General features: G+C 66.0%; 20 protein-coding genes and 1 pseudogene. 11 read left to right on the top strand and 10 right to left on the bottom strand.

What is annotated here, in order from left to right; all coding sequences use genetic code 11:
- Positions 1 to 81 precede the first annotated feature (81 nt).
- The 6 genes from ABE464_RS11030 to dxs all read left to right on the top strand — a co-directional run bounded on the left by ABE464_RS11030 (position 82) and on the right by dxs (position 6,849).
- Positions 82 to 798: a hypothetical protein gene (locus tag ABE464_RS11030; protein ID WP_346471973.1), complete on the top strand. Its 717-nt coding sequence runs from the start codon at positions 82 to 84 to the stop codon at positions 796 to 798.
- Between the two features lie 144 nt (positions 799 to 942).
- Positions 943 to 1,482, top strand: coding sequence for a lipocalin family protein (locus ABE464_RS11025; RefSeq protein WP_346471972.1), 540 nt, complete (start codon positions 943 to 945; stop codon positions 1,480 to 1,482).
- A gap of 171 nt (positions 1,483 to 1,653) precedes the next feature.
- Positions 1,654 to 2,139: an LEA type 2 family protein gene (locus ABE464_RS11020; protein WP_346471971.1), complete on the top strand. Its 486-nt coding sequence runs from the start codon at positions 1,654 to 1,656 to the stop codon at positions 2,137 to 2,139.
- Between the two features lie 46 nt (positions 2,140 to 2,185).
- Complete coding sequence (locus ABE464_RS11015) at positions 2,186 to 3,979, top strand: acyl-CoA dehydrogenase C-terminal domain-containing protein (protein ID WP_346471970.1); 1,794 nt, start codon at positions 2,186 to 2,188, stop codon at positions 3,977 to 3,979.
- A 183-nt stretch (positions 3,980 to 4,162) separates the two neighbouring features.
- Entirely contained in the window at positions 4,163 to 4,822 is a 660-nt protein-coding gene (locus ABE464_RS11010; protein WP_179458428.1) for an HNH endonuclease, read from the top strand.
- A gap of 116 nt (positions 4,823 to 4,938) precedes the next feature.
- Complete coding sequence (dxs, locus tag ABE464_RS11005) at positions 4,939 to 6,849, top strand: 1-deoxy-D-xylulose-5-phosphate synthase (protein WP_346471969.1); 1,911 nt, start codon at positions 4,939 to 4,941, stop codon at positions 6,847 to 6,849.
- A 66-nt stretch (positions 6,850 to 6,915) separates the two neighbouring features.
- On the opposite strand, the gene ABE464_RS11000 is transcribed toward dxs, so the two are convergent.
- From ABE464_RS11000 to ABE464_RS10990, 3 genes are all read right to left on the bottom strand, one after another.
- Positions 6,916 to 7,479, bottom strand: coding sequence for a DUF3011 domain-containing protein (locus ABE464_RS11000; protein ID WP_346471968.1), 564 nt, complete (start codon positions 7,477 to 7,479; stop codon positions 6,916 to 6,918).
- 167 nt (positions 7,480 to 7,646) lie between these two features.
- On the bottom strand, positions 7,647 to 7,850 hold the full coding sequence (locus tag ABE464_RS10995; RefSeq protein ID WP_346471967.1) for a hypothetical protein: 204 nt from the start codon (positions 7,848 to 7,850) through the stop codon (positions 7,647 to 7,649).
- A gap of 165 nt (positions 7,851 to 8,015) precedes the next feature.
- Positions 8,016 to 9,074 (bottom strand): linear amide C-N hydrolase, encoded by a 1,059-nt coding sequence (locus tag ABE464_RS10990; protein WP_346471966.1) that lies wholly within the window; start codon positions 9,072 to 9,074, stop codon positions 8,016 to 8,018.
- A 193-nt stretch (positions 9,075 to 9,267) separates the two neighbouring features.
- Here ABE464_RS10990 and ABE464_RS10985 point away from each other — a divergent pair.
- A pseudogene (locus tag ABE464_RS10985) lies at positions 9,268 to 9,432 on the top strand (peptidase); the annotation flags it as partial.
- Positions 9,433 to 9,455: 23 nt separating this feature from the next.
- Here the strand turns inward: ABE464_RS10985 and ABE464_RS10980 are convergent.
- Both ABE464_RS10980 and ABE464_RS10975 read right to left on the bottom strand, forming a co-directional pair.
- Positions 9,456 to 10,820 (bottom strand): HAMP domain-containing sensor histidine kinase, encoded by a 1,365-nt coding sequence (locus ABE464_RS10980; RefSeq protein ID WP_346471965.1) that lies wholly within the window; start codon positions 10,818 to 10,820, stop codon positions 9,456 to 9,458.
- Positions 10,817 to 11,491, bottom strand: coding sequence for a response regulator transcription factor (locus tag ABE464_RS10975; protein ID WP_346471964.1), 675 nt, complete (start codon positions 11,489 to 11,491; stop codon positions 10,817 to 10,819). The genes ABE464_RS10980 and ABE464_RS10975 overlap by 4 nt, the downstream gene beginning before the upstream one ends.
- Before the next feature lie 180 nt (positions 11,492 to 11,671).
- Here ABE464_RS10975 and ABE464_RS10970 point away from each other — a divergent pair, with 180 nt between their 5' ends.
- The 4 genes from ABE464_RS10970 (at position 11,672) to ABE464_RS10955 (ending at position 13,976) form a co-directional block, all read left to right on the top strand.
- Positions 11,672 to 12,394 (top strand): MipA/OmpV family protein, encoded by a 723-nt coding sequence (locus tag ABE464_RS10970; protein ID WP_346471963.1) that lies wholly within the window; start codon positions 11,672 to 11,674, stop codon positions 12,392 to 12,394.
- Between the two features lie 2 nt (positions 12,395 to 12,396).
- Positions 12,397 to 12,609, top strand: coding sequence for a hypothetical protein (locus tag ABE464_RS10965; protein WP_346471962.1), 213 nt, complete (start codon positions 12,397 to 12,399; stop codon positions 12,607 to 12,609).
- A 39-nt stretch (positions 12,610 to 12,648) separates the two neighbouring features.
- Positions 12,649 to 13,065: a hypothetical protein gene (locus tag ABE464_RS10960; protein WP_346471961.1), complete on the top strand. Its 417-nt coding sequence runs from the start codon at positions 12,649 to 12,651 to the stop codon at positions 13,063 to 13,065.
- A gap of 140 nt (positions 13,066 to 13,205) precedes the next feature.
- Complete coding sequence (locus ABE464_RS10955; protein ID WP_346471960.1) at positions 13,206 to 13,976, top strand: transporter; 771 nt, start codon at positions 13,206 to 13,208, stop codon at positions 13,974 to 13,976.
- Between the two features lie 98 nt (positions 13,977 to 14,074).
- Here ABE464_RS10955 and ABE464_RS10950 read toward each other — a convergent pair whose 3' ends face one another.
- The 5 genes from ABE464_RS10950 to ABE464_RS10930 form a co-directional block, all read right to left on the bottom strand.
- On the bottom strand, positions 14,075 to 14,248 hold the full coding sequence (locus tag ABE464_RS10950; RefSeq protein WP_019182774.1) for a DUF1328 family protein: 174 nt from the start codon (positions 14,246 to 14,248) through the stop codon (positions 14,075 to 14,077).
- A 96-nt stretch (positions 14,249 to 14,344) separates the two neighbouring features.
- Positions 14,345 to 14,818, bottom strand: coding sequence for a GNAT family N-acetyltransferase (locus ABE464_RS10945; RefSeq protein WP_346471959.1), 474 nt, complete (start codon positions 14,816 to 14,818; stop codon positions 14,345 to 14,347).
- A gap of 72 nt (positions 14,819 to 14,890) precedes the next feature.
- Positions 14,891 to 16,273: a hypothetical protein gene (locus ABE464_RS10940; protein ID WP_346471958.1), complete on the bottom strand. Its 1,383-nt coding sequence runs from the start codon at positions 16,271 to 16,273 to the stop codon at positions 14,891 to 14,893.
- Positions 16,274 to 16,345: 72 nt separating this feature from the next.
- Positions 16,346 to 19,393, bottom strand: a complete 3,048-nt coding sequence (locus ABE464_RS10935) for a TonB-dependent receptor (protein ID WP_346471957.1) — start codon at positions 19,391 to 19,393, stop codon at positions 16,346 to 16,348.
- A gap of 160 nt (positions 19,394 to 19,553) precedes the next feature.
- Positions 19,554 to 20,600: a FecR domain-containing protein gene (locus tag ABE464_RS10930; protein ID WP_346472019.1), complete on the bottom strand. Its 1,047-nt coding sequence runs from the start codon at positions 20,598 to 20,600 to the stop codon at positions 19,554 to 19,556.
- Positions 20,601 to 20,604 lie beyond the last annotated feature (4 nt).

The raw sequence follows: 20,604 nt of genomic DNA, 5'->3' as shown, positions 1-20,604 counted from the left end.
GCTGGCATGCTCACCCTGCGGACAGGGTCGTCTGCGGCCGCGCATGTTCGTCCCCAAGGCCGCGCACACAGGGAGAGGTGAATGTCGGACGGCATCGAAGCACTGCAGGCGCAGATCGCGCAGCTCAAGCGAAACCAACGGCGACTCACGCTGGGCTGCGCAGCGGCCGGTCTGCTGACCATGGCGGCGTTGATGATGGGGGCGACGTCACAGCGCAGCGCCAGCTTTGACGTCATCGATGCACAGCGCATCAACATCAAGGAACCCGACGGAACGCTGCGATTGGCGATATCCAATCGCACGCTGTTTCCTGGCGTGATCATTCACAACAAGGAGCAGCCCCATCCGCGCCCCATGGCAGGCATGCTGTTCTTCAATGATGAAGGAACGGAAAACGGCGGGCTGATCTACAACGGCTCGCTCGACAAAAACGGCAAGCCCTCCAGCGGCATGAGCCTGACCTTCGATCGCTATCAGCAGGACCAGCAGATGCAACTGCTGGGCGTGGATGACGCAGGGACACACTACGCAGGCCTGAGCTTCAACGACGTCGCCGATGGTCTGTCCCGCCCATTCTTCTCCGAGCGCGACGAGTCACTTCATCGGGAGGGCGTTCCTGCGATCACCGAACGCGTGTTCCTGGGCAAATCCGATGCCCGCGAAGCCATGCTCACCTTGCGCGACGGGCGAGGAAAGCCGCGGCTGGAACTGGTGGTCACGCCATCAGGAGATGCCAGCGTGCGCTTCCTTGATGAGAACGGCAACGCAACGCGCGAACTCTCTGCCGACAGCCCGTAGCGAGGGTATCGGATGGCCGGCAGCAGTGGCGCGCGCGTTCCACGCACACCTCAACGCTGTGACAGTGCCACTGGATGACGGAATATTCACAATTTCCGGTCGGCCTGTGCCTAAGCTCGCTGCGTCTTGTCTGGAGTGTCGACCATGCGCAGCCGCCATCTGTTCAGTGCCCTGCTTGCCTTAGCCGCCAGTGCCCCGGCCTGGGCCGCCGCGCCGGTGACCTCGGTGGAGGCGCTGGACATGGACCGCTACGCGGGCCAGTGGCATGAGATCGCGCACCTGCCGGTATCGTTCCAGAAGAAATGCGTGGGCGACATCACCGCCACCTACAGCCTGCGTGCCGATGGACGGATCAGCGTGCACAACGCCTGCCGCGAGGCTGACGGGGATCGCGTTGCCGCCGATGGCGTAGCGCGCCCGGTCGAAGGCCATCCCGGCCGCCTGCAGGTACGTTTCGTGCCGGACTGGCTGTCCTGGGTGCCGCTGGTGTGGGCCGATTACTGGGTGATCGCGCTGGACCCCGGCTACCAGTGGGCCGTGGTTGGCGAGCCGGACCGCAAGTACCTGTGGATCCTGTCGCGCTCGCCGAGCATGGACACGGCCCTGTTCGAGCAGCTCAAGGCCCGGGCCGAGGCGATGGGCTATGACCTGGCCCCCCTGCGGGTGATGGCGCCGCTGGACTGACCCGGCCGGGCCACCCCAGAGGCCCGGGCCCGCCTGCACCTTCCCACGACTAAAAGCACGTGGCGCCGTCATCCCGGTGCCCTACCCTTGCGTCACGCTGCCCCGGGCAGCGCGAACACCATACGCCGTAGTATGCTCATACCCATGCAACACCCGCCTGAGGATTGCGCCATGCCCCACCGCTTCCGTCCCCGCCTCGCCCTTGCCCTGATCGTCATCGCCTCGCTGGCCCTGACCGCCTGCAACAAGACGGTCAAACGTGTCTCCGAGCCGGCCGCCAGCGTGCAGGAGTTGACGGTGCGTGCCGATGGCAGCTGGACGGTCGCGCTGCGCCTGCAGAACTTCAGCTCCATGCCCATGACCTTCGACAACGTCTCGCTGCAGCTGAAGGTGAGTGATCAGGACGCGGGCCAGCTGCAGCTGCAGCCTGCACTGTCCATCGGTGGCGTGTCCGCCGATGTGGTCAACGTCGAGCTCACGCCGAGCTCGGGCGCCCGCCTGGTGATGGCCGACGCACTGGCCGGCAACCGCACCCTGGGCTATTCGCTCAAGGGCACGGTGAGCGCCACCCCGCAGGAAAAGAAACAACGCACGTTCGAGATTGATAGCCGCAGCACGCTCAACCAGGCCCCCGGCCTGCCCGGCGTCCTGCGCTGACCGGCGGGTTTCCGCCACCCTTCGCCACTGATCGAGACTGTCCCCGATGAGCAGCTACACCGCCCCGCTTTCCGATATCCGTTTCGCCCTGCATGACGTGCTCAAGGTCGAGCCGCTGTTCGCGCGCCTTGGCCTGACCGATGCCACTGCCGATGTGGTGGATGCCGTGCTGGAAGAGGCCGGCCGTTTCAGTGCCAGCGTGCTGGCGCCGTTGAACAGCGTGGGCGATGAGATCGGCTGCGTCCTGGACCAGGCCACGGGCGAGGTCACCACCCCGCCGGGCTTCAAGCAGGCCTACACGCAGTTCGTGGACGGCGGCTGGACCGGTTTGACTGCCGCACCGGAACTCGGTGGCCAGGGCCTGCCGCATACGCTGGGCGTGCCGCTCAACGAAATGATCAACGCCGCCAACCTGGCCTGGGGCAACTTCCCGCTGCTCTCGCACGGTGCGATCGAAGCGCTCAAGCAGCATGGCGAGGCCTGGCAGCAGGAGGCCTTCCTCAAGCCGCTGATCGAAGGCCGCTGGACCGGCACCATGTGCCTGACCGAACCGCATTGCGGCACTGATCTTGGCCTGCTCAAGACCAAGGCCGAGCCGAACGCGGACGGCAGCTACGCCATCACCGGCACCAAGATTTTCATCACCGCCGGCGAGCACGACCTCACCGACAACATCGTGCATCTGGTGCTGGCCAAGCTGCCCGACGCACCCGCCGGGGCCAAAGGCATTTCGCTGTTCGTCACCCCGAAATTCAAGGTCGACCGAGAGGGCAAGGTGGGCGAGCGCAATGCGCTGCGCTGCGGTTCGATCGAACACAAGATGGGCATCAAGGGCTCAGTCACCTGCGTGATGAACTTCGACGGTGCCGAAGGCTATCTGGTCGGCCAGCCGCACAAGGGCCTGCAGGCAATGTTCACCATGATGAACACCGCGCGCCTGGGCGTCGGCCTGCAGGGCATCGGTCTGTCCGAGCGTGCTTACCAGAACGCCCTGAAGTACAGCCGCGAGCGTCTGCAGTCGCGTTCACTGAGCGGCCCGAAGAATCCGGAGAAGCCGGCCGACCCGATCCTTGTCCACCCGGATGTGCGGCGCATGCTGCTGACCATCAAATCGCTGGTGGAAGGCAGCCGCCTGCTCGCCCTGCACGCCGCCACCCTGATCGACGTCGCCCACCACGCCGAAGATGCCGGCGAGCGCGAGCGGGCGGACACGCTGGTGAGCTTCCTCACCCCGATCTCCAAGGCCTGCCAGACCGAATGGGGCATCGAGAACACCTACAACGCCCTGCAGTGCTTCGGTGGCCACGGCTACATCCGCGAGCACGGCATGGAGCAGTTGGCCCGCGATGCCCGCATCACCACGCTGTATGAAGGCACCACCGGCATCCAGGCGCTGGATCTGATCGGCCGCAAGACCGCCTCCAGCCAGGGCGCCGGGCTGAAGCTGATGCTGGCCGAGATCGAGGCCTTCGCCAAGGCCAATGAGGGCAACGAAGCGCTGGCCGAGTTCATCGCCCCGCTGCGCGCCAAGGCCGACGAATGGGCCAAGCTGACCTTGGCGACCCTGCAGCGCGCGGCCACCAATCCGGACGAACTGGGCGCCGCCAGCTTCGATTACCTGTTCTACTCGGGCTATGTGGTGCTGGCCTACTGGTGGGCACGCAGCGTTGCCGCCGCTGATGCCTCCGCGCAGAGCGACGCCTTCAAGCAGGCCAAGCGCGAGACCGCCCGCTTCTATTTCGCCCGCGTGCTGCCGCGCACCCTCAGCCACGCCGCCGCGATCCAGTCCGGCGCCGAACCGCTGATGGCCATGACCGACGCGCATTTCGGCGAAGGTTGAACGGCTGCCGGCCGCTGGCCGGCACCCGATGCACCGTATGGAGAAAAGCCCCCTTCTTGTTGAAGGGGGCGCGCCAACGGCGCGGGGTTAAGGTGGAATGCCTGACCGAATCGTTACGAATCGGGTAGGGGCGCAAGCCCCTATACCCAATTCGTAACGATTCGGGTATAAGCTGTTTTCCCGATGGAGACAGACACTACACGCTTGGGTCTGATCGATACCGGAGCCTCGTCCGCCCCGGTCGCTGAGGTATCGCCGATCGTTACGCTGCATCGGCCCGGCTCGGTGCGGTTGTTGGCCCTGGACGCCCACGGGCGCGTACTGGACTGGATCAACTGGCAGGATGCTTCCTGCCTCTACGCGCGCGGCGCGGTGGCCTGGACCCTTGGCGACCCCTGCCTGCACATCCACGGCGGCATCTGCCGCACCACCGGCCTGCAGAGCGGCCTGGACCTGCACCCGATCATCGCTGCCCGCGGCCACGCCCGCTCCCGCGCGATCGACCCGACCCCGAATCTGTCCAATCCGGCATTGTTCGCGCGTGATTCCCACCTGTGCCTGTACTGCGGGCAACAGTTCAATCGCCCGCAGCTGACCCGCGACCACGTCATGCCGATCTCCAAGGGCGGCCTGGATGTCTGGGAGAACGTGGTCAGCGCCTGCTTCCACTGCAACTCGCGCAAGAGCAACCGGACCCCGCAGCAGGCGGGCATGCCGCTGCTGGCGGTGCCGTACCGGCCCAGCTGGATCGAACACATGATCCTGTCCAACCGCAACATCCTGGCCGATCAGATGGCGTTCCTGAAGGCGCAGCTGCCCAAGCGCTCCAAGCTTTCTGCCTGAGCACGCTGCGACGTTCTGTCGCAGCCACCCTCACTGTTTACTCACTGAAAAGGCGGTTTGCTTGCCCCACCCTCATTTGGGGGGGAAAATAGGCGCTCAGAAGAAGCGCGATAAACATGATCGATTCCGCCCGCTATCCCCGCCTTGCGCGCATCCAGTCACCGGATGACCTGCGCAGGTTCGATGAATCCGAACTGCCCGCGATCGCGGATGAACTGCGTGCCTACCTGATCGAGTCGGTGGGCAAGAGTGGCGGCCATTTCGGCGCCGGCCTGGGCGTGATCGAACTGACCGTCGCCCTGCACTACCTGTATCAGACGCCCGTCGATCAGCTGGTCTGGGATGTGGGTCATCAGACCTACCCGCACAAGATCCTGACCGGCCGTCGCGACGAGATCCACACGGTCAAGCAGAAGGACGGCGTCGCGCCGTTCCCCAAGCGCGAGGAAAGCGAGTACGACACCTTCGGCGTCGGCCATTCCTCCACCTCCATCTCGGCCGCGCTGGGCATGGCGATCGCGCGCCAGGCCGAAGGCGATGACCGCAAGGTCGTGGCTGTGATCGGCGATGGCGCGATGACCGCCGGCATGGCCTATGAGGCCCTGAACCACGCCGGCGGCATGGAGCAGGAACCGAACCTGCTGGTGATCCTCAACGACAACAACATGTCGATCTCCGAGGCCGTGGGTGGGCTGACCAAGATGCTCGGCCGCGCCACCGGCAGCCGCACGCTCAATGCGCTGCGCGAAGGCGGCAAGAAGATTCTCGGCGACAAGAAGCACAACCCCACCGCGCGCTTCGTCAAGCGCTGGGAAGAGCACTGGAAGGGCATGTTCGTGCCGTCCACCTTCTTCGAGGAAATGGGCTTCCATTACACCGGCCCGATCGATGGCCACGACGTGCCGGCGCTGGTCGCCACGCTGAAGACGCTCAAGAGCCTGAAGGGCCTGAAGCTGCTGCACGTGATGACCACCAAGGGCAAGGGTTACGAGCGCGCAGAGGGCGACCAGATCGGGTATCACGCGGTCGGCCCGTTCGATCCGGACAAGGGCCTGATCGCCAAGGGCGGGGCCAAGAAGCCGACCTACACCGACGTCTTCAGCGACTGGCTGTGCGATGCCGCCGCGGCCGAACCGAAGCTGATGGGCATCACCCCGGCGATGCGCGAAGGCTCGGGCCTGGTGCGCTTCAGCAAGGAGTACCCGGAGCGCTACTTCGATGTGGCCATCGCCGAGCAGCACGCGGTGACCCTGGCGGCCGGCATGGCCACCCAAGGCGCCAAGCCGGTCGTGGCGATCTACTCGACGTTCCTGCAGCGCGCGTACGACCAGCTGGTCCACGACGTGGCCGTGCAGGAGCTGGACGTGCTGTTCGCGATCGACCGCGCTGGCGTGGTCGGCCCGGACGGCGCGACCCATGCCGGCAACCTGGACCTGAGCTTCCTGCGCTGCGTGCCGCACATGGTGGTGATGGCCCCGTCCGATGAAGCCGAGTGCCGCCAGATGCTGACCACCGGCCTGCGCTATGCCGGCCCGGCCGCGGTGCGCTACCCGCGCGGCAGCGGCACCGGCATCGCCGCCGGCACGGATCTGGCCACGCTGGAGATCGGCAAGGCCGAGCTGCGCCTGCAGGGCAGCCGCATCGCCCTGCTCGCCTTCGGCAGCACCGTGACGGCTGCCGAACAAGTGGGCCGCGAACTGGGGCTGACCGTGGTCAACATGCGCTTCATCAAGCCGCTTGACCGTGCCCTGCTGCTGGAGCTGGCGCAGCGTCACGAAGGCTTCGTCACCATCGAAGACAACGTGGTCGCCGGCGGTGCCGGCTCGGGCGTGGCCGAACTGCTCAATGCCGAGAACGTGCTCAAGCCGTTCCTGCACCTTGGCCTGCCGGACAGCTTCCAGCACCACGCCAGCCGCGAAGACCTGCTGGCCGAAGCCGGCATCGATGCCGATGGCATCCGCCAGGCCGTGCTCAAGCGCTGGCCGATGCTGGTCAAGAGCGGCCAGCCGCTCAGCGCTGCGGGCTGAGCCCGCACGCCCTGCGGCCTGCCATCGTCTGGAGGGCAGGCCGCCTGGATCGGCACGCAGTGCCGATCAATTCACCGCGAACTGACCGCGGCAACCGCCCGAAACCCACACCCCGTTGCGGTCCCAGCCCCAGGTCTGACCTTCGACACAGGCGGTCTTCGAGGTCTGACGGACCAGACGGGCATCACGACGGATGGTCACGTTGCAGCGGCGCTGGCGACGGTCGTTGGAATCGCAGGTGATCAGCTCGCCACGGCTATTGCCATGCCCGCCATTGTTCCAGCCGCCGCCGTTGTTGCCCCAGCCCCCGTGCGAGGGTCGTCCCCGCTCGGCAATGAACTCAGCCCGGCAGCCCTGGGTGACCCATACGCCATCACGGGCCTGGCCCCAGGTCTGCCCTTCGATGCAGGGAGAGCCGGAAATCTGCCGCACCAGGCGGGCACGGCCGGGCAGCGCGCATTGCTGGGTCCGGTTCTTGACCGACTCGCAGCGCACCGGCCCACCGTTGTACCCATCGTCATAACCGCGACCGTAGTCCTGCGCCTGCGCAGCCCCCGCCAACGCCATCAACGCGGGCACCGCAGCCCACAGCCAGCGCTTCGACCCCGTGGGCTTCCTGTTGCTCGTCATGCGTTCCTCGTTACTGTGTTGGGAGGCGCACAGGATCGGTGATCCTCACCGCGCGCGACATAGGCCAGAAGTCGCTGATTTCATCCCCTATTTAGGTACCCGACGCGGGGCTGACTGGGCCGATATCGGACCGTCACATCCAACGCCGCCGCGCCCTGACCGCGCGCTCAGCCGTAGCGGACGGCGTCCACGTAGGTCTCCAGCACCTCTACACGTACGGCGCTGCTGTCGCCGGTTTCAGCGAAGTGCTCGCGCGCCAGTGCGTCGGCGAAATCGAAGGCGATGGCTCCGCTGCGGAAGGCAATCGGCGCGGATTTGGCCGGGTGCACGACGTGCCAGCGGCGTTCGATGTGTTGCAGTTTGATCACCATGCGGATCGTTCCTTTGCGGCATGCCTGGGCGAGAAGCTCACGACGGGAGGGATCCATCCCTCAGCAGGAACGATAGAGCAGCTCGAAGATCGTTGTTATCGGATTAGTCTGATTTTCGGGGCGGAATTACCGGCCGCAGCGCGGCCGGGTGTCCCGGGCGCCTGCTCAGCCCTCGATACCGAGGAACCGGAACGGCTCGGCCGGTTGGAACCGGTCCAGCGCATCCCCTGCGAACACGTTGCGCTGGTCGGGGCCAAGATCCAGCTTCAGCACCGGCGCGCCGCGAGAAAAGTCGGCCTTGTTGAGGTCTACCCAGAAGGTGTTGGGGGTCATCGCCGATTCGAAGAAGTACAGCCTGCGCTTGTGGTCGGCCACGGTGCGCCAGCGCGTGGAGGAGATGTTCGGCTCGCCCGGCGTGGTGATGCCGTACGGCACAGATACGTTGCGGATCACGCTGAACACACTGGCCAGCGCCACCACCGGATCTTCGCTCTTGGGAATCGCGTTGATGTAGAACTTCGCACGGGCGAAACGGTCGGCCGAGCGGTTGGTGCCGGGCAGCATCACCGTACCGCCGATGTCCTGCCAGTAGCTGTTCAGTGCCAGCTGCTGATCGAACACAGGGGAGTTGGTCATCACCTGGTAGGCGCGGTCGTGATGGATCACCTGCTTGCCGTTGATGTACTCCACGATGGCACTGTCGCCGGTCTTATCGGACATCGACAGGTGCAAGGTGGCCAGCCGCGACTCCCCGGGCACCTTGTCGGTCACGATGGTAAACGGCTCACGCTCCAGCGCTGCCACCGCCTCGGCGACGGTCGCGAAGTTGTCGAGCACGTACTGCGCCCACAGCGACATCGACAGCCCCGGTCGGGTGCCGCGCTGCTGCGGGTACTCCGATTCGGCCAGCCACAGCAGGTTGGCCGACAGTCCGGCTTCGTTGAGGCCATCGGTGGTGGAGATGTCATAGCCGGTGGCGACGACGCTGCCGTACCGCGAGGTCCAGCGTATCGAACGGGCGCCGGCTTCGCCGTCGCGGGCGATGCCTTTGGGCAGCACCCACAGGTTGGTGGCCACATCGCTCTTCCAGTCCATCGAGCGGGCGGTGATGACGTCCTGGTTGTCGCCCAGGTACACCACGCGCGTGCAGGCATCGGCCTGGGCGGCGGCACACGTGAACGCGACGGCGAGCGCAACGTGACGCAACGACAACAGAGTCTTCATGCAGTGCCTCCTGGCGGTACACCGTCACCTGCAGGCATTGGAGCGGCGGCGGACGACATCGAGCCTCATCGTCGGAAGGAGCCCGCTCCAACGCATCATCGCTCGCGCGGCCGATCATGTATGACCGTTCCACCTCGGCACGCGTGCTACCGGGCATCTCAGCCCACGCAAGGTGATGGAGGAGTGAACCCAGCGCGACGCACACGGCTGCATCGGCTCGGCTGGGTACCGTTGGTGTGAGCGCACGCAGCAGTGCGAACGGCCGTGGGAACTGGCCAACGCCCAGCGGCTTGAGAACACCACCGAGGCGATCAACGCCTACTGCGCTGCCCCGCCGAGCGCGCCATCGCAACGCTGATCCTGCCAGTCACCTGGCCGTGGTCATGCGGCGGATGAACGTGGCAACGGCCGCGGGTCCACCGGCAGCACCACCAGGAACCGCGCGCCGCCCCCCGGGGCGCTGTCCACCGCGATGGTGCCAGCGTGCCGCAGCACGATCTCGCGCGCGAGGTGCAGGCCCAGCCCGCTGCCGCTGCCACTGGGCCGCAACCGATGGAACGGCTCGAACACGGACAGCCGCTCGGCCTCCGGTACGCCAGGACCTTCATCGCTGACCGACAGGCCCCCGTCATCGCACATCGCCACCGCGATCATGCCGCGGCCGCCGCCATGGGCGATGGCGTTCTGCAGCAGGCTGGCGATGACCCGGTGCAGCGCATGCGGATCGCCACGCACCCAGATCGGCTGATCCGGTGCGTCCACCGAAAAGCCGTAACCGGCATCCACTACCAGCGGCGCTACATCCGCGGCCACCTCGCGGGTCAGCGCGGACAGATCGATCCGCTGGGACTGGCTGCCATGTCGATCCAACCGCTGCAGATCGAGCAGCTGCTCGGCGATGTTGCTCAGGCGACTGAGGTCCAGCTGCAGGCGTGAACGTGCATCGCCGGGCGGCAGATCGGCCAGGCGCGTGGCCAGAATCGCGATCGGCATCCGCAGCTCGTGCGCCGCACCGGCGAGGAAGCGATCCTGCGCGTCGTAGCTTTCGCCGATACGCCGCACCGCGGAATTGAAGGCATCCACCAGCGGATAGATCTCCAGCGGCACCGCATGCGTGTCCAGACCGCTGCCACGCTCGTTGACCTGGATCGCCGCCGCCTGCGCGGCCACGCGGTTGACGCCGCGCAGTGCCCGGTGGATGACCCACGGCGACACCACCAACGTGATCACCAGCACCGGCAGCGCGATCCAGCCACCAAGGTAGCGGACGATCAGCAGCAGCTGACGCACAATGCTGCGTTCGGGAATGCCGCCCATCGCAACATGCAGCCGTCCTTGCGGCCGATCGACGACCACCACGCGTGCGGCAAGTGCATCTGCATGCAAGCGGGTGCGGATGTCGGTCTGCTCGATATGTTCCAGCTGCGCCACCAACGGGCCGTACTGCGCCGGGACCTCACCGTGCACCAAGCGCCGACCCCGCTCATCGGTAGCGGCGAACCAGAAGGTGCTCGGCGGACGGGGCACGGCGACGGCCAGCTTCGCCCGATCCACCTCCAGCCCTTGGCCACTGAATGCGATGGCCGCTGCAATCTGGTCACCGGTCCTCCAGTCGATATAGGCCGAGCGACCGTTGCCGTAGGTCAGGACCATCGCACTCAAGGCGAGCGCGATCGTGGCCACCTGGATCAGGCCGACTTTCCATGCCAGGTTGAATGCGAGCGAGCCGGGTTTGAGCAATCTCATGGTGCATCCTTGAGCAGGTAGCCGATGCCGCGCATGACATGGATCTCCACGCCTGCATCGGCTTCCAGCAGCGCCTTGCGCAGCTTGGAGACATGCGCATCCAGGGCGTTGGACTGGATGGCATCGTCGAACCCGTACACGGCCTCCAGCAGTGAGGCACGCCCCACCGTACGCCCCTGCCGCAGGGCCAGTGCCTCAAGCACCAGCAACTGGCGTCGTGGCAGCGCGAGCAGCACCTCGGACACGCGTGCCTCGCGCGAGACGAAATCGAACTGCAACCGGCCCAACGACAACACGGGCAGGGTGATCTGCGAGGGCCGCCGCGAGATCGCACGGATCCGCGCAAGCAGTTCCTCCACGGCGAACGGCTTGGTCAGGTAGTCATCCGCGCCCACGTCCAGACCCGTCACACGGTCGGCCACCGACGCGCGCGCGGTCAACATGATCACCGGCAGGTTGGGCACGTGTTCGCGTGCCACCTTGACGAAGCTGGCGCCATCGCCGTCGGGCAGCTGCCGGTCCAGCAGCAGGATCTGGTGGACGCCGGCCTTGAGTGCTTCATCGGCCTGCGCCATCGAGCCCACCACGTCCACCACCATGCCGTGGCGCGCCAGGCTGACCTGGATCGCGCTGGCCATTTCCGGGTCATCTTCCAGGAGAAGAAGGCGCATGGGAGCGGTGCCTGCGGGTACGAAGGAGGCGATGGTACCGCGCAGCCGGACGTAACGTTCCGACAATGTAGTGCGCCCACCATGACACTCCGGTTGTTCCCCCTCGGCAGGTCCATGCACGTCCGTTTCCGTTCTCCGCGTCCGCTTTCCGCTCTGTCTGCCCTGGCGCTGGCCAGCGCAATGACCGCCGCCACTGCCCAGGCCGCCGATGCCCCCGAGGCCGGCAAAAAGGGGAGCGTCGGCATCGCCGTCGTCGCCCTCAAAGCCCCCTATGCAGGCTATGACACCGATCGCCTGGCCGCCCCGATCATCAGCTGGGAAGGCCGTTCGTTCTTCTTCCGTGGCGGCAGCGTGGGGTATCGCCTGCACCAGACCGCGCAGTCCGAGCTCGCCCTGACCGCTTCGCCATACGTGATGCGCTTCAAGCGCCGCGACAGCCGCGACCCGCAGTTGCGCCAGCTCGACAACCGCAGCCTGTCCGGCATGCTCGGCGTGTCCTGGCGGCACCAGGCCGATTGGGGCGTGCTGCAGGCCAACGCGCAAGCCGAAGTCACCGGCCACGGGGGCGGGTTCTCGGCCGATGCCAAATACGCCTACCCGATCCCCGCCGGCCGTGTGACCTTCATGCCCGCCGTTGGCGTGAACTACGCCAGCGCCGATCTGAACGACTACTACTTCGGGGTCAGCGGCCGCGAAGCCGCCCGCAGCGGCCTGGCGCAGTACTCGGCCGGCAGCGGTGTTTCCCCCTACATGGACATTGCTGCGGTCATGCCGCTGGGACCGCGTTGGACCGCCACTGCGTCGATCCGGCGCACCTCGCTGGCCGATGCGGTGCGCGACAGCCCGATGACCCGCGGCAACCACATGGATACCGCCGCCCTCTCCCTCAGTTACGGATTCTGATCATGCGTCAGGGAATCGTACGTCGTGTCGCGGATCTGGCCCTGCAGATCGAGCCGGACCGCGCCGCCGTTCTTGAATGGATTCTGCATTCCCCACTGCCCGCGCTCGACGGGCAGACCACGTTCGAACTGGCCTGTGATGGCCAGGGCGAACGCGTGGTGGCGCTGTTGGGCAGCCTGCTGCGGCAGGGTGATCCGGCCCTGCCCCGCACCTGACGTTCCCTTGTTTTCCCCACCGGTGTTCTGGAGGCGCGAATGAACAACGCAACCAATACCTGCCTGCTGCAAGCAGCCAATGATGACCTCGCCGTCCACGCGATCGTGGCCAACCTCCACCGCGCGATCCAGCACCGCATGGACCGCGACGGCCAGACACATGGCCGCTTCTCGCGGGCCTACATTGCCGAGATGTTCGAAGTCGCGCGCACCATCGGCACCGACTGCCGTCCCTACCAGGCCGACGCGGAGTGGATCGCCGCACGACGGGCATGGCTGGATGCAGTGCTGGACGACCATGCCGACGAGCGTCGCGACGCGCGGCTGACGGCCGCACGCCACGCGGCCGATGGCGTCGTGCTCGACGCCTGCCGACTGGGCCGCGATGCGATGCAGGAGGCAGCGGGCGTGCGCCTGCGCGATGCGTTGATTGCGATGACCCGTCCGGCGCATTGAGGCGCACGTCGGCTCACTGGTCAACGCGGCGTCGAAAGGGATCTCCGCTCCACATCGCCCCTGAAATCGGCGTGCTACATTCCGGCCACGGAGCAGGTGCGCTGCTCGTGATGCCGGTATCAGCCGGCCTGGAGCGTTTCATGCGGTGTTCGGTCCTGCTGTTGTTGCTGCTGTGCTCCGGTGGTGTGCACGCCCAACAGGACGCGCCGCCGGACATCGCCTTCGACCGCCCCGGCATCGGTTTCGCCGCCTCCACACTGCCCCGCGGTGGCGTCGCGCTGGAGGCGGGACTGCCCAGCTTCAGCCGCGACCGCGACGACGCGGGTGTGCTGAGCACGCAGTACAGCGCCGATATCAATCTCCGGATCGGATTGGCCGAACATCTCGAACTGCAGGCCTTCACCTCGCCCTGGAACCACCTGCGGGTGGCGCCGCGCGATACGCCTGCCGAGCGCAGCCACGGTGCCGGCGATGTGGGCATCGGGCTGAAGGTTGCCCTGCCCTTGTCGTCGGAAAAGCACGCCGTCGCGCTGCTGGCCAGCACCACCTTCCCCACCGGCTCGCGCGACTTCAGCGAGGGCGCGACACAGTACGCACTGGGTGCAAGCTATGAGTACGATTTCAATGATCGCTGGACCGGCGCGCTGTACGCCAATGTGACCCGCGGTGGCAGCGAGGACAGCATCACGTGGGCGCCCAGCGTGAGCTTCGCCGCCACCGATACCGTCAGCACCTATCTGGAGGTCGGTTTCACCGAAGCCCACGGCGAGCCATCGACCCGGATTGCTGGTGCTGGCGTCACCTGGATGGTGGCCCCGACCGTGCAGTTGGATGCCTCATTCGACGTGGGCTTGGATGATGGCAGTCCGGATACGCAGGCCGGTATTGGGATTTCCGTGTACTTCCAGTAAGCGCCACGCGATGCCAAACACATCAGGCGATCCCAATGAAAAGGCCTGCGCGATATCGCGCAGGCCCTGGTGTTGACCCATAGCGGGTGTGGGACGGGTCAGGTCACTTTCTTGGCGATGGTCATGCCCAGCACGAACAGCACCACGGCGATGATGATGCCGGCCCAGAACAGGAACTTGGCGATGCCGATGGCGGCGCCACCGATGCCAGCGAAACCGAGGGCGCCGGCGATCAGGCCGATGACTGCAAAAATGATGGCCCACTTGATCATGATGATCCTTTCCCCGAATCGGGTTGAATGACAGGCCTTCACGGTAGCCAGCCGGCTGTCTCACCTTCGTGAACGTGTTGCCTGAACGGCGTGAAGTCAGACCGGCGCGGTGAGGCGCATCTCCATCGGCTGGTAGCGCAACCCGGAGGATTCCGCGGGATCGGCGGTGCAGGCAAAGCCGTAACGCTCATACGCAGGCACCGACGACAGCGACGCGCTGACGGTCAGAACCTCCACACGCGCCTGCTCGATCATGGCGGCCATCAGGGCTTTGCCGATGCCCCGCTGCTGGGCGGCCGGATCAACGAACAGCATGGCGACATGGCGACCTTCCTTGAGTTCGGCGATACCGACGATCCGGCCCTCCTGCTCGCAGGCCAACATCAGATTGTCCTGGGCCATGCGCGCACGGAACCCCTCCACCGACGCGATGCGGGAGAACGTCTCGATGCCAAGAGGTGTCAGTGAATCCGCCACCGCGCCCATGAAGGCAGCCATGCACACACGACTGGCCTGTTCGAGATCCGCAACCAACACCGTTCGTACCACCATCTGCACTTCCTTCCACATCCTTGAGGCAAGCAATCACTCTACCTTGATGATCTGCAGCCGCGCACGGCTCGCCACCGGATCGACGCCAATTCAGCGCGCGACCTCGACAAACACCGGGTTGGAATAGAACCACAGGTCCTGCCAGGGATCTTCGCCCGGCACATCGGGCAGCGGCGCCACTTCACGGGTGCTGCTGCCGCGTGCACGGACGAACCCGCCCTGTGCAGGCACCGGCAACACCCAGGATACCGTTCGCCACGCGCCGTCCACCTGCCAGTCGCTGGCGCCGAACACACGCGTCTGCATAACAGGGGCATTGCCATTGCCAAGGCCGCCCACGATCAGCTCGATGTGATCCAGCACCGGGTGCTGGCCCGCGTGATTGGCTGAGGCCGGCACACGCACCCGCAGCGCCACGCGCATGGGCGCCGCAGTGGACAGCGACAGCGTGTCGCCCATCATTGCACTGCGTACGCCCTCTCCGTCCGTACTGACCCGCAGCTCAAGTGCATCGATCAGATCACCGGTCACCGCGAACATGCGCCCGTGGCGAAGGCCATCAAGGATGTCATCGGCATCCCGACGCGCCCAGACCTGGGTCTTGCTGTACTGGCCAGGATCAAAATCACTGCCGCCATCGCGCTGATTGACATGCGAATCGGAGCTGGCCGTGATCCAGAAACGATGGCCTTCCGAGAGCAGCGTGTCCCAGATGCCGCCGACCGTTGCGGTCATCTGGTCAAAGCCGCCCATCGTGGGTGCGTCTGCATTGCGATAAAGACCACGATGGACGCGCGTGGCCTGGTGGCCGGGGGCACCTTCCATGCCGACCAGCACCTGCGGCGCGGTGGCGTGCCAGGCACGTAACTCATCGGGCTCGACATCCCCCCAACGGCCCATCGCCGTGGCGGTGCGCGAGGGGTGATTGATGAACATCAGCGGCAACGGCGACAGTGCGCCCATGTGGGTCAATGCATCGAGCATGGTCTGCCCGTCGTCGCGGCTTCCCTGCACGGGTTCACTGCGGCTGTAATCGCGTTCGATCGTGATCAGCTGCTCGCGCTCGTCAGGGCCGGGCGCGATGATCAGCGAGGCGTGCTCGGCGGCCGGCACATCGAATTCCATGCCGTTGAACTGGATCAGCGTGGGCACATCGCGTCGGGCCTGCAGCAATGCCGGCCACGCGTGATCGCGGGTAACCGCCGAATGGCCAGGCCCACCGTGATCGGTATGGACCATCCAGGTCAGACCGTTGGCCAGCGCCTGCCGGGCGTTGTGGGTGCGGCTGTAGGACGAATCCCCGCCGCGGATCGGGGTCGGCGGCGTGGTGCGATGGTCCCAGTCCACGCTCCACTCGCTGTGGACATGGTGGTCGCCGGCCTGCCAGCTGCGGCCAGCATCGTCATCGGACGCGCGCGAGATCGCTGGCCACGCCAGCACGGCCGCAAGCGGCAGGAAGAAGAAATGTCGCATCGGGGTTTCTCACAGGCGGGCGGCAGCATCCGGGGCGCGCGCACGCGCTCCCGGATGCACCGCGGAGGTGGCTCAGAAGTCCGCGCGCAGGCCGAGGCTGATGCGGCGGCCGGAGCGCTCGTACATCGTCGGGAACGTGGGATCCATCGTGTACCCGGTGGTCGCCTGGTTGGTCAGGTTGATGCCCTTCAGGCTCAGCTTGATGTTGTCGGTGACGCGGTAGCCGATCGACACATCCACCTGGCCGTAGTCATCGCGCCAGATCGGGTACATGTTGTAGCCGATCGACTCCACGTACTCCCCCTTGTGGTTGTAGGACACCCGGGCATCAAAGCGCTCGTTCTCGTAGTACACGGTCATGTTGTATGACTTCTCCGACAGGCCCGGCATCGGCGTGCTCACGCCCAGGTCGGATTCGCCGGCCAGCGAGCTGTCCAGCATCGTGTAGTTGGCGTTGATGCCAAAGCCTTCCAGCGAACGGTGCAGCATGCTCAGCGGCAGCTGCGCGATCAGCTCCACCCCCTTCACCACATAGGTGCCATCGGCATTGATCGGCTGGTACACGTCGAAATCATAGGTGCCGTTGAGCGAGCCGTTGGCGTTGTAGACCGCCACATCCGGTACCACGCCGGTCAGCGCATTGATCACCACGCCGTCGATCTTCTTGTGGAAATAGGACGTGGCGAGCAGGCCACCGTTGTCCAGGTACTTCTCCAGGCCCAGTTCCCACTGCTTGGCATAGGTCGGCTGCAGGTCGGGGTTGCCATCGGTGAAGCGGAACGAGCTCCAGCTGGCGGTCCGCTTGTAGGCGATGTCGGTCAATGCCGGGCGGATGAACGTCTTGGAGGCGGCGCCACGCAGCACGAGGCCCTCGGCCAGTTCGGCGGTGGCATTCAGGCTCGGCAACAGATCGTTGTAGCTGCCTTTGCGCGAGACCGGCGTGTCCGTATACCCGGTGGTGCCGTCTGCCCGCTGGATCGGGTGGAAGCCGGAGGACTGCACCGAGGTGTCCACATAGCGCACGCCGGCGTTGACCGAGACCGGCACGCGGCCCACATCGAAGGCGATGTCGCTCATGGCGTACAGGCTGGTCACGTTCTCATCGACCCGGTAATACTGGCCCGGATCGAACGGCGTCGCGAAGCCCGGATAGCGGAACGCACTGCGTGCATAGTCATTGGAGACCATCTTCCAGTCCAGGTCCTTCACCGAATAGCCACCGCCCGGCACGATATCGGCGATCGACTGCAGCGGGCTGTCGGCAAGCGTGCGCTTGTTCACCCAGCTGTTGTTGCCCGCGCCCGGCCCGTAGATCTTGGCCTCGCCATACTCGCGCTGCTTGGATTTGTCGGTGTAGCGCGCGCCGAACTGCACGCTGCGCAGCGCCGGCAGGAAGGCCAGTTCCAGCGCCTTGGTCACATCCACCTGGGCGGCGTACTTGTCATCGCTGACCTTCTCCAGGGTCGTCTCGTACGCTTCGAACAGGTACTTGTCCGAGGCGTTGTACATGTCGATGCTGGCCGGGTCGGCGCTGGGAATCGTCTCGCCACTCTTGCCGGTCCACCGGGTCCGCGAGGGTGCGTAGGCCACGTGCTTGAGGTTGCTGGCGTCCAGGGTCTTGTCGGCGCCGGAGTAACCGACCATCGCATCCACGCCCCAGGTGTCGCCCTGCCAGTCCATCGCCACGCTGTACTGGCTGAAGTCGGTCTTGTTGATCCGCTCCTTGCTCAGCATCTCGTGCTGGGTGGCGGTGTAGGACACATCGCGCAGTACCACGATGCCGTACTGCGACAACGTGCTGGCATCGTAATCGTGGATGGTCTCCAGCGTGCTGCGGCTGGACGCCGAGTATGCCGCCGCGTCGTACTCGTCTTCAGTGGTGTCGTAGCCGCCGCGCATCGCATCGAAGGTCAGGCTGAAGCGGCTGCTCGGCTTGTACTGCAGTGAGGCGGTAGCGCCCCACTTGTCCTGGTCGTTGACGAAGACGCGGTCACCGACCTTGTCCTGGAACACGATCAGGTTGCTTTCATCGGTGTTGTTGCGGTTCTTGACCACCACACCGGCGTCGCGTGCCAACACGGCCGCGGCCTGCGTTCCGCGCGTGCCAGAGGCGCCGAGGAAGCGCGACATCGGGCGGAAGTTGATCCCGGAAGTTGCATCGGTCCGGTTGCTGCGCTTGGCCGTGGCGAAGGACACCAGGCCACCCCAGTCGCCCCAGGTGTCACTGGCGAGGAAGGAGAATTTCGGGTCGACCTCTTCGGAGATCGAGTTGTGCGCCCCTTCCACCGACGCCACCAGCTTGCGGCCGGTGTAATCGAACGGGCGCGCGGTGGAGATCTGCACCGAGCCGGCGATGCCGCCCTCCTCGTCCGCTGCCGTGGGCGACTTCAGCACCGTCACCTGCTGGATGATCTCCGAGGCGAAGATGTCGAACTCGATGTCACGCCCACCGCTGCCGGATGCGGTGGCCAGGTTGTTGATCGAGACATGGGTGTACTCCGACGGCAGGCCACGCACATTGACGCGGCTGCCCAGGCCCTTGTCGCGTTCGATGGTCACGCCTGGCATGCGCTGCAGGGCTTCGGCCAGGTTCTGCTCCGGAAAGTCGGCCACGTCGGTGGCCACGATCGAGTCGGAGAAACCGATGGTGGCGCGCTTGATGTCCACGGCCTGCTCCAGGCTGCGGCTGTAGCTGCCCACCACGTCAATGCGCTCCAGCTGCTGCAGGCCGGCGCCTTCCGCTGCGGGGGCCGCTTCAAATGCCACGGCCGATGTGGCGACGGGCACGGCAGACGTGCCCGACGGTGCGCTATCACTGCGCGCTTCGATGGTCACCGTGGTGTCGTTGAGATAGCGATAGCGCAGGCCGGTGCCGTCCAGCAGCTGCTCCAGTGCCTGCTGCGGGGCAAGCCCCGCCGGCATGGCGCGGGTGCGCGGGTTGCCGGCCTGCTGCGCGTTGTAGACGAACTGCAGGCCAGTCTGGCGCGACAGATCGTTGAGTGCACGGTCGAGCGGCTGGGCGGGAATCGCCTCGCTGGCCACGCGCGTCTCCTGCGCGGTAGCGGTGACGGCGGCGCTCTGCAGGGCAAGAGCGATCGAAAGGAAAAGAATGCGGCGCATCGTAGAAGTCCAGTGGGGTGGTATGAGCGTCGCGAGACGGAATCGTTCGCGCTTGCCTGGACTACGAGGTCGCAAGGCGAAGATCGGGCACCGATATTTCGATGAATTTTTTTTGACAGCCGCTCGGCGCGCACCGCGCGATGACGCGCGGATAGCTTGTTTACTGCTGTTTAGCGCTGGTTTCCGCCGCCGATCGGCTGCTCACGTGGATCCGCTGGTCGACCACGCGTGTGTGCAGCGATGGCTGTTGATCGAGGAAGGTGCGAAGCGATGCAAGATCGTCGCCGCGCAGGTTGCCGGTCAGTCGCAGTGCCCCGGCGACGTCATCGTCCACCTGTAGGCGCACGCGGTTGAGGCGATTGAACTGCTCGGCCACTTCGCGCAGTGGTTCGTCCTGGAACACCACGCGTCGTCGCCACCACGCGGTCATCGTGTCGGCGTGCTGCTGACGGAGGCTGACGGACTGATCGCGGTAGTCGATGTAGGCACTCTGGCCTGCGCGAAGATCGGCGAGCAGCCGGCCCTGGCCCGAGTCGCCGCGGATCTGCACGCTGCCCTCGGCCACCTCAATCCGCGCCTGCTCGCGCCGCAGCGACACGTCGAACGTCGTGCCGATATCGCGCACCTCCAGCCCTGCCGCATGCACGGCAAAGGGACGGCGTTCCTCGGCCACCACAAAGCTGGCCTGCCCGCGCGACAGCTCCACGCGGCGGCTCAACAAGGTGAAGCGGATCGACAGCTCGCTCTCTGCGTTCAGATGCACCACGGTGTGATCAGGCAGCGCGAAGCTGCGCGGCGCACCGTGCGCCGCCACGTAGTGCAGTGTCTGTGGCCAGGCCATGTGGCCGACAACTCCCACCCCCAGCAGCAACGCGGCCGCGGCGGCGATACCCGGCAGGTGGCGGCGTGATGCGCGCGATGCCACGGGCGGCGGAGGTCGCCGCCGCACCGGCAGCGCCACCACGTTATCGTCCGCTGCTGGTGGCCCTGCAGCGATCAGCGCATCCAGGTCGACCGCCATGCCGCGCAGCGCATCGCTGAGCTCGCTGGCAACCCGGCTGACCGTGATGTACTCGCGCAGATGCGCCGGTGAGGTCACCAGCCACTTCATGAACTGGCGCTGCTGCTCGGGGGTCACCCCGCCCTGGCGCTGCAGCGCATGCCAGTGCGCGGCCTCGTTGGCGAGGGACGGGCGTGGGGCAGGCATCTCG

Origin of the sequence: Stenotrophomonas sp. TWI587, from assembly GCF_039674145.1 — a bacterium.
Taxonomy (GTDB): Bacteria; Pseudomonadota; Gammaproteobacteria; order Xanthomonadales; family Xanthomonadaceae; genus Stenotrophomonas; species Stenotrophomonas maltophilia_AY.
The sequence above is the reverse complement of the archived record's forward strand: the minus strand, read 5'-3'. Positions and strand labels throughout refer to the sequence as shown.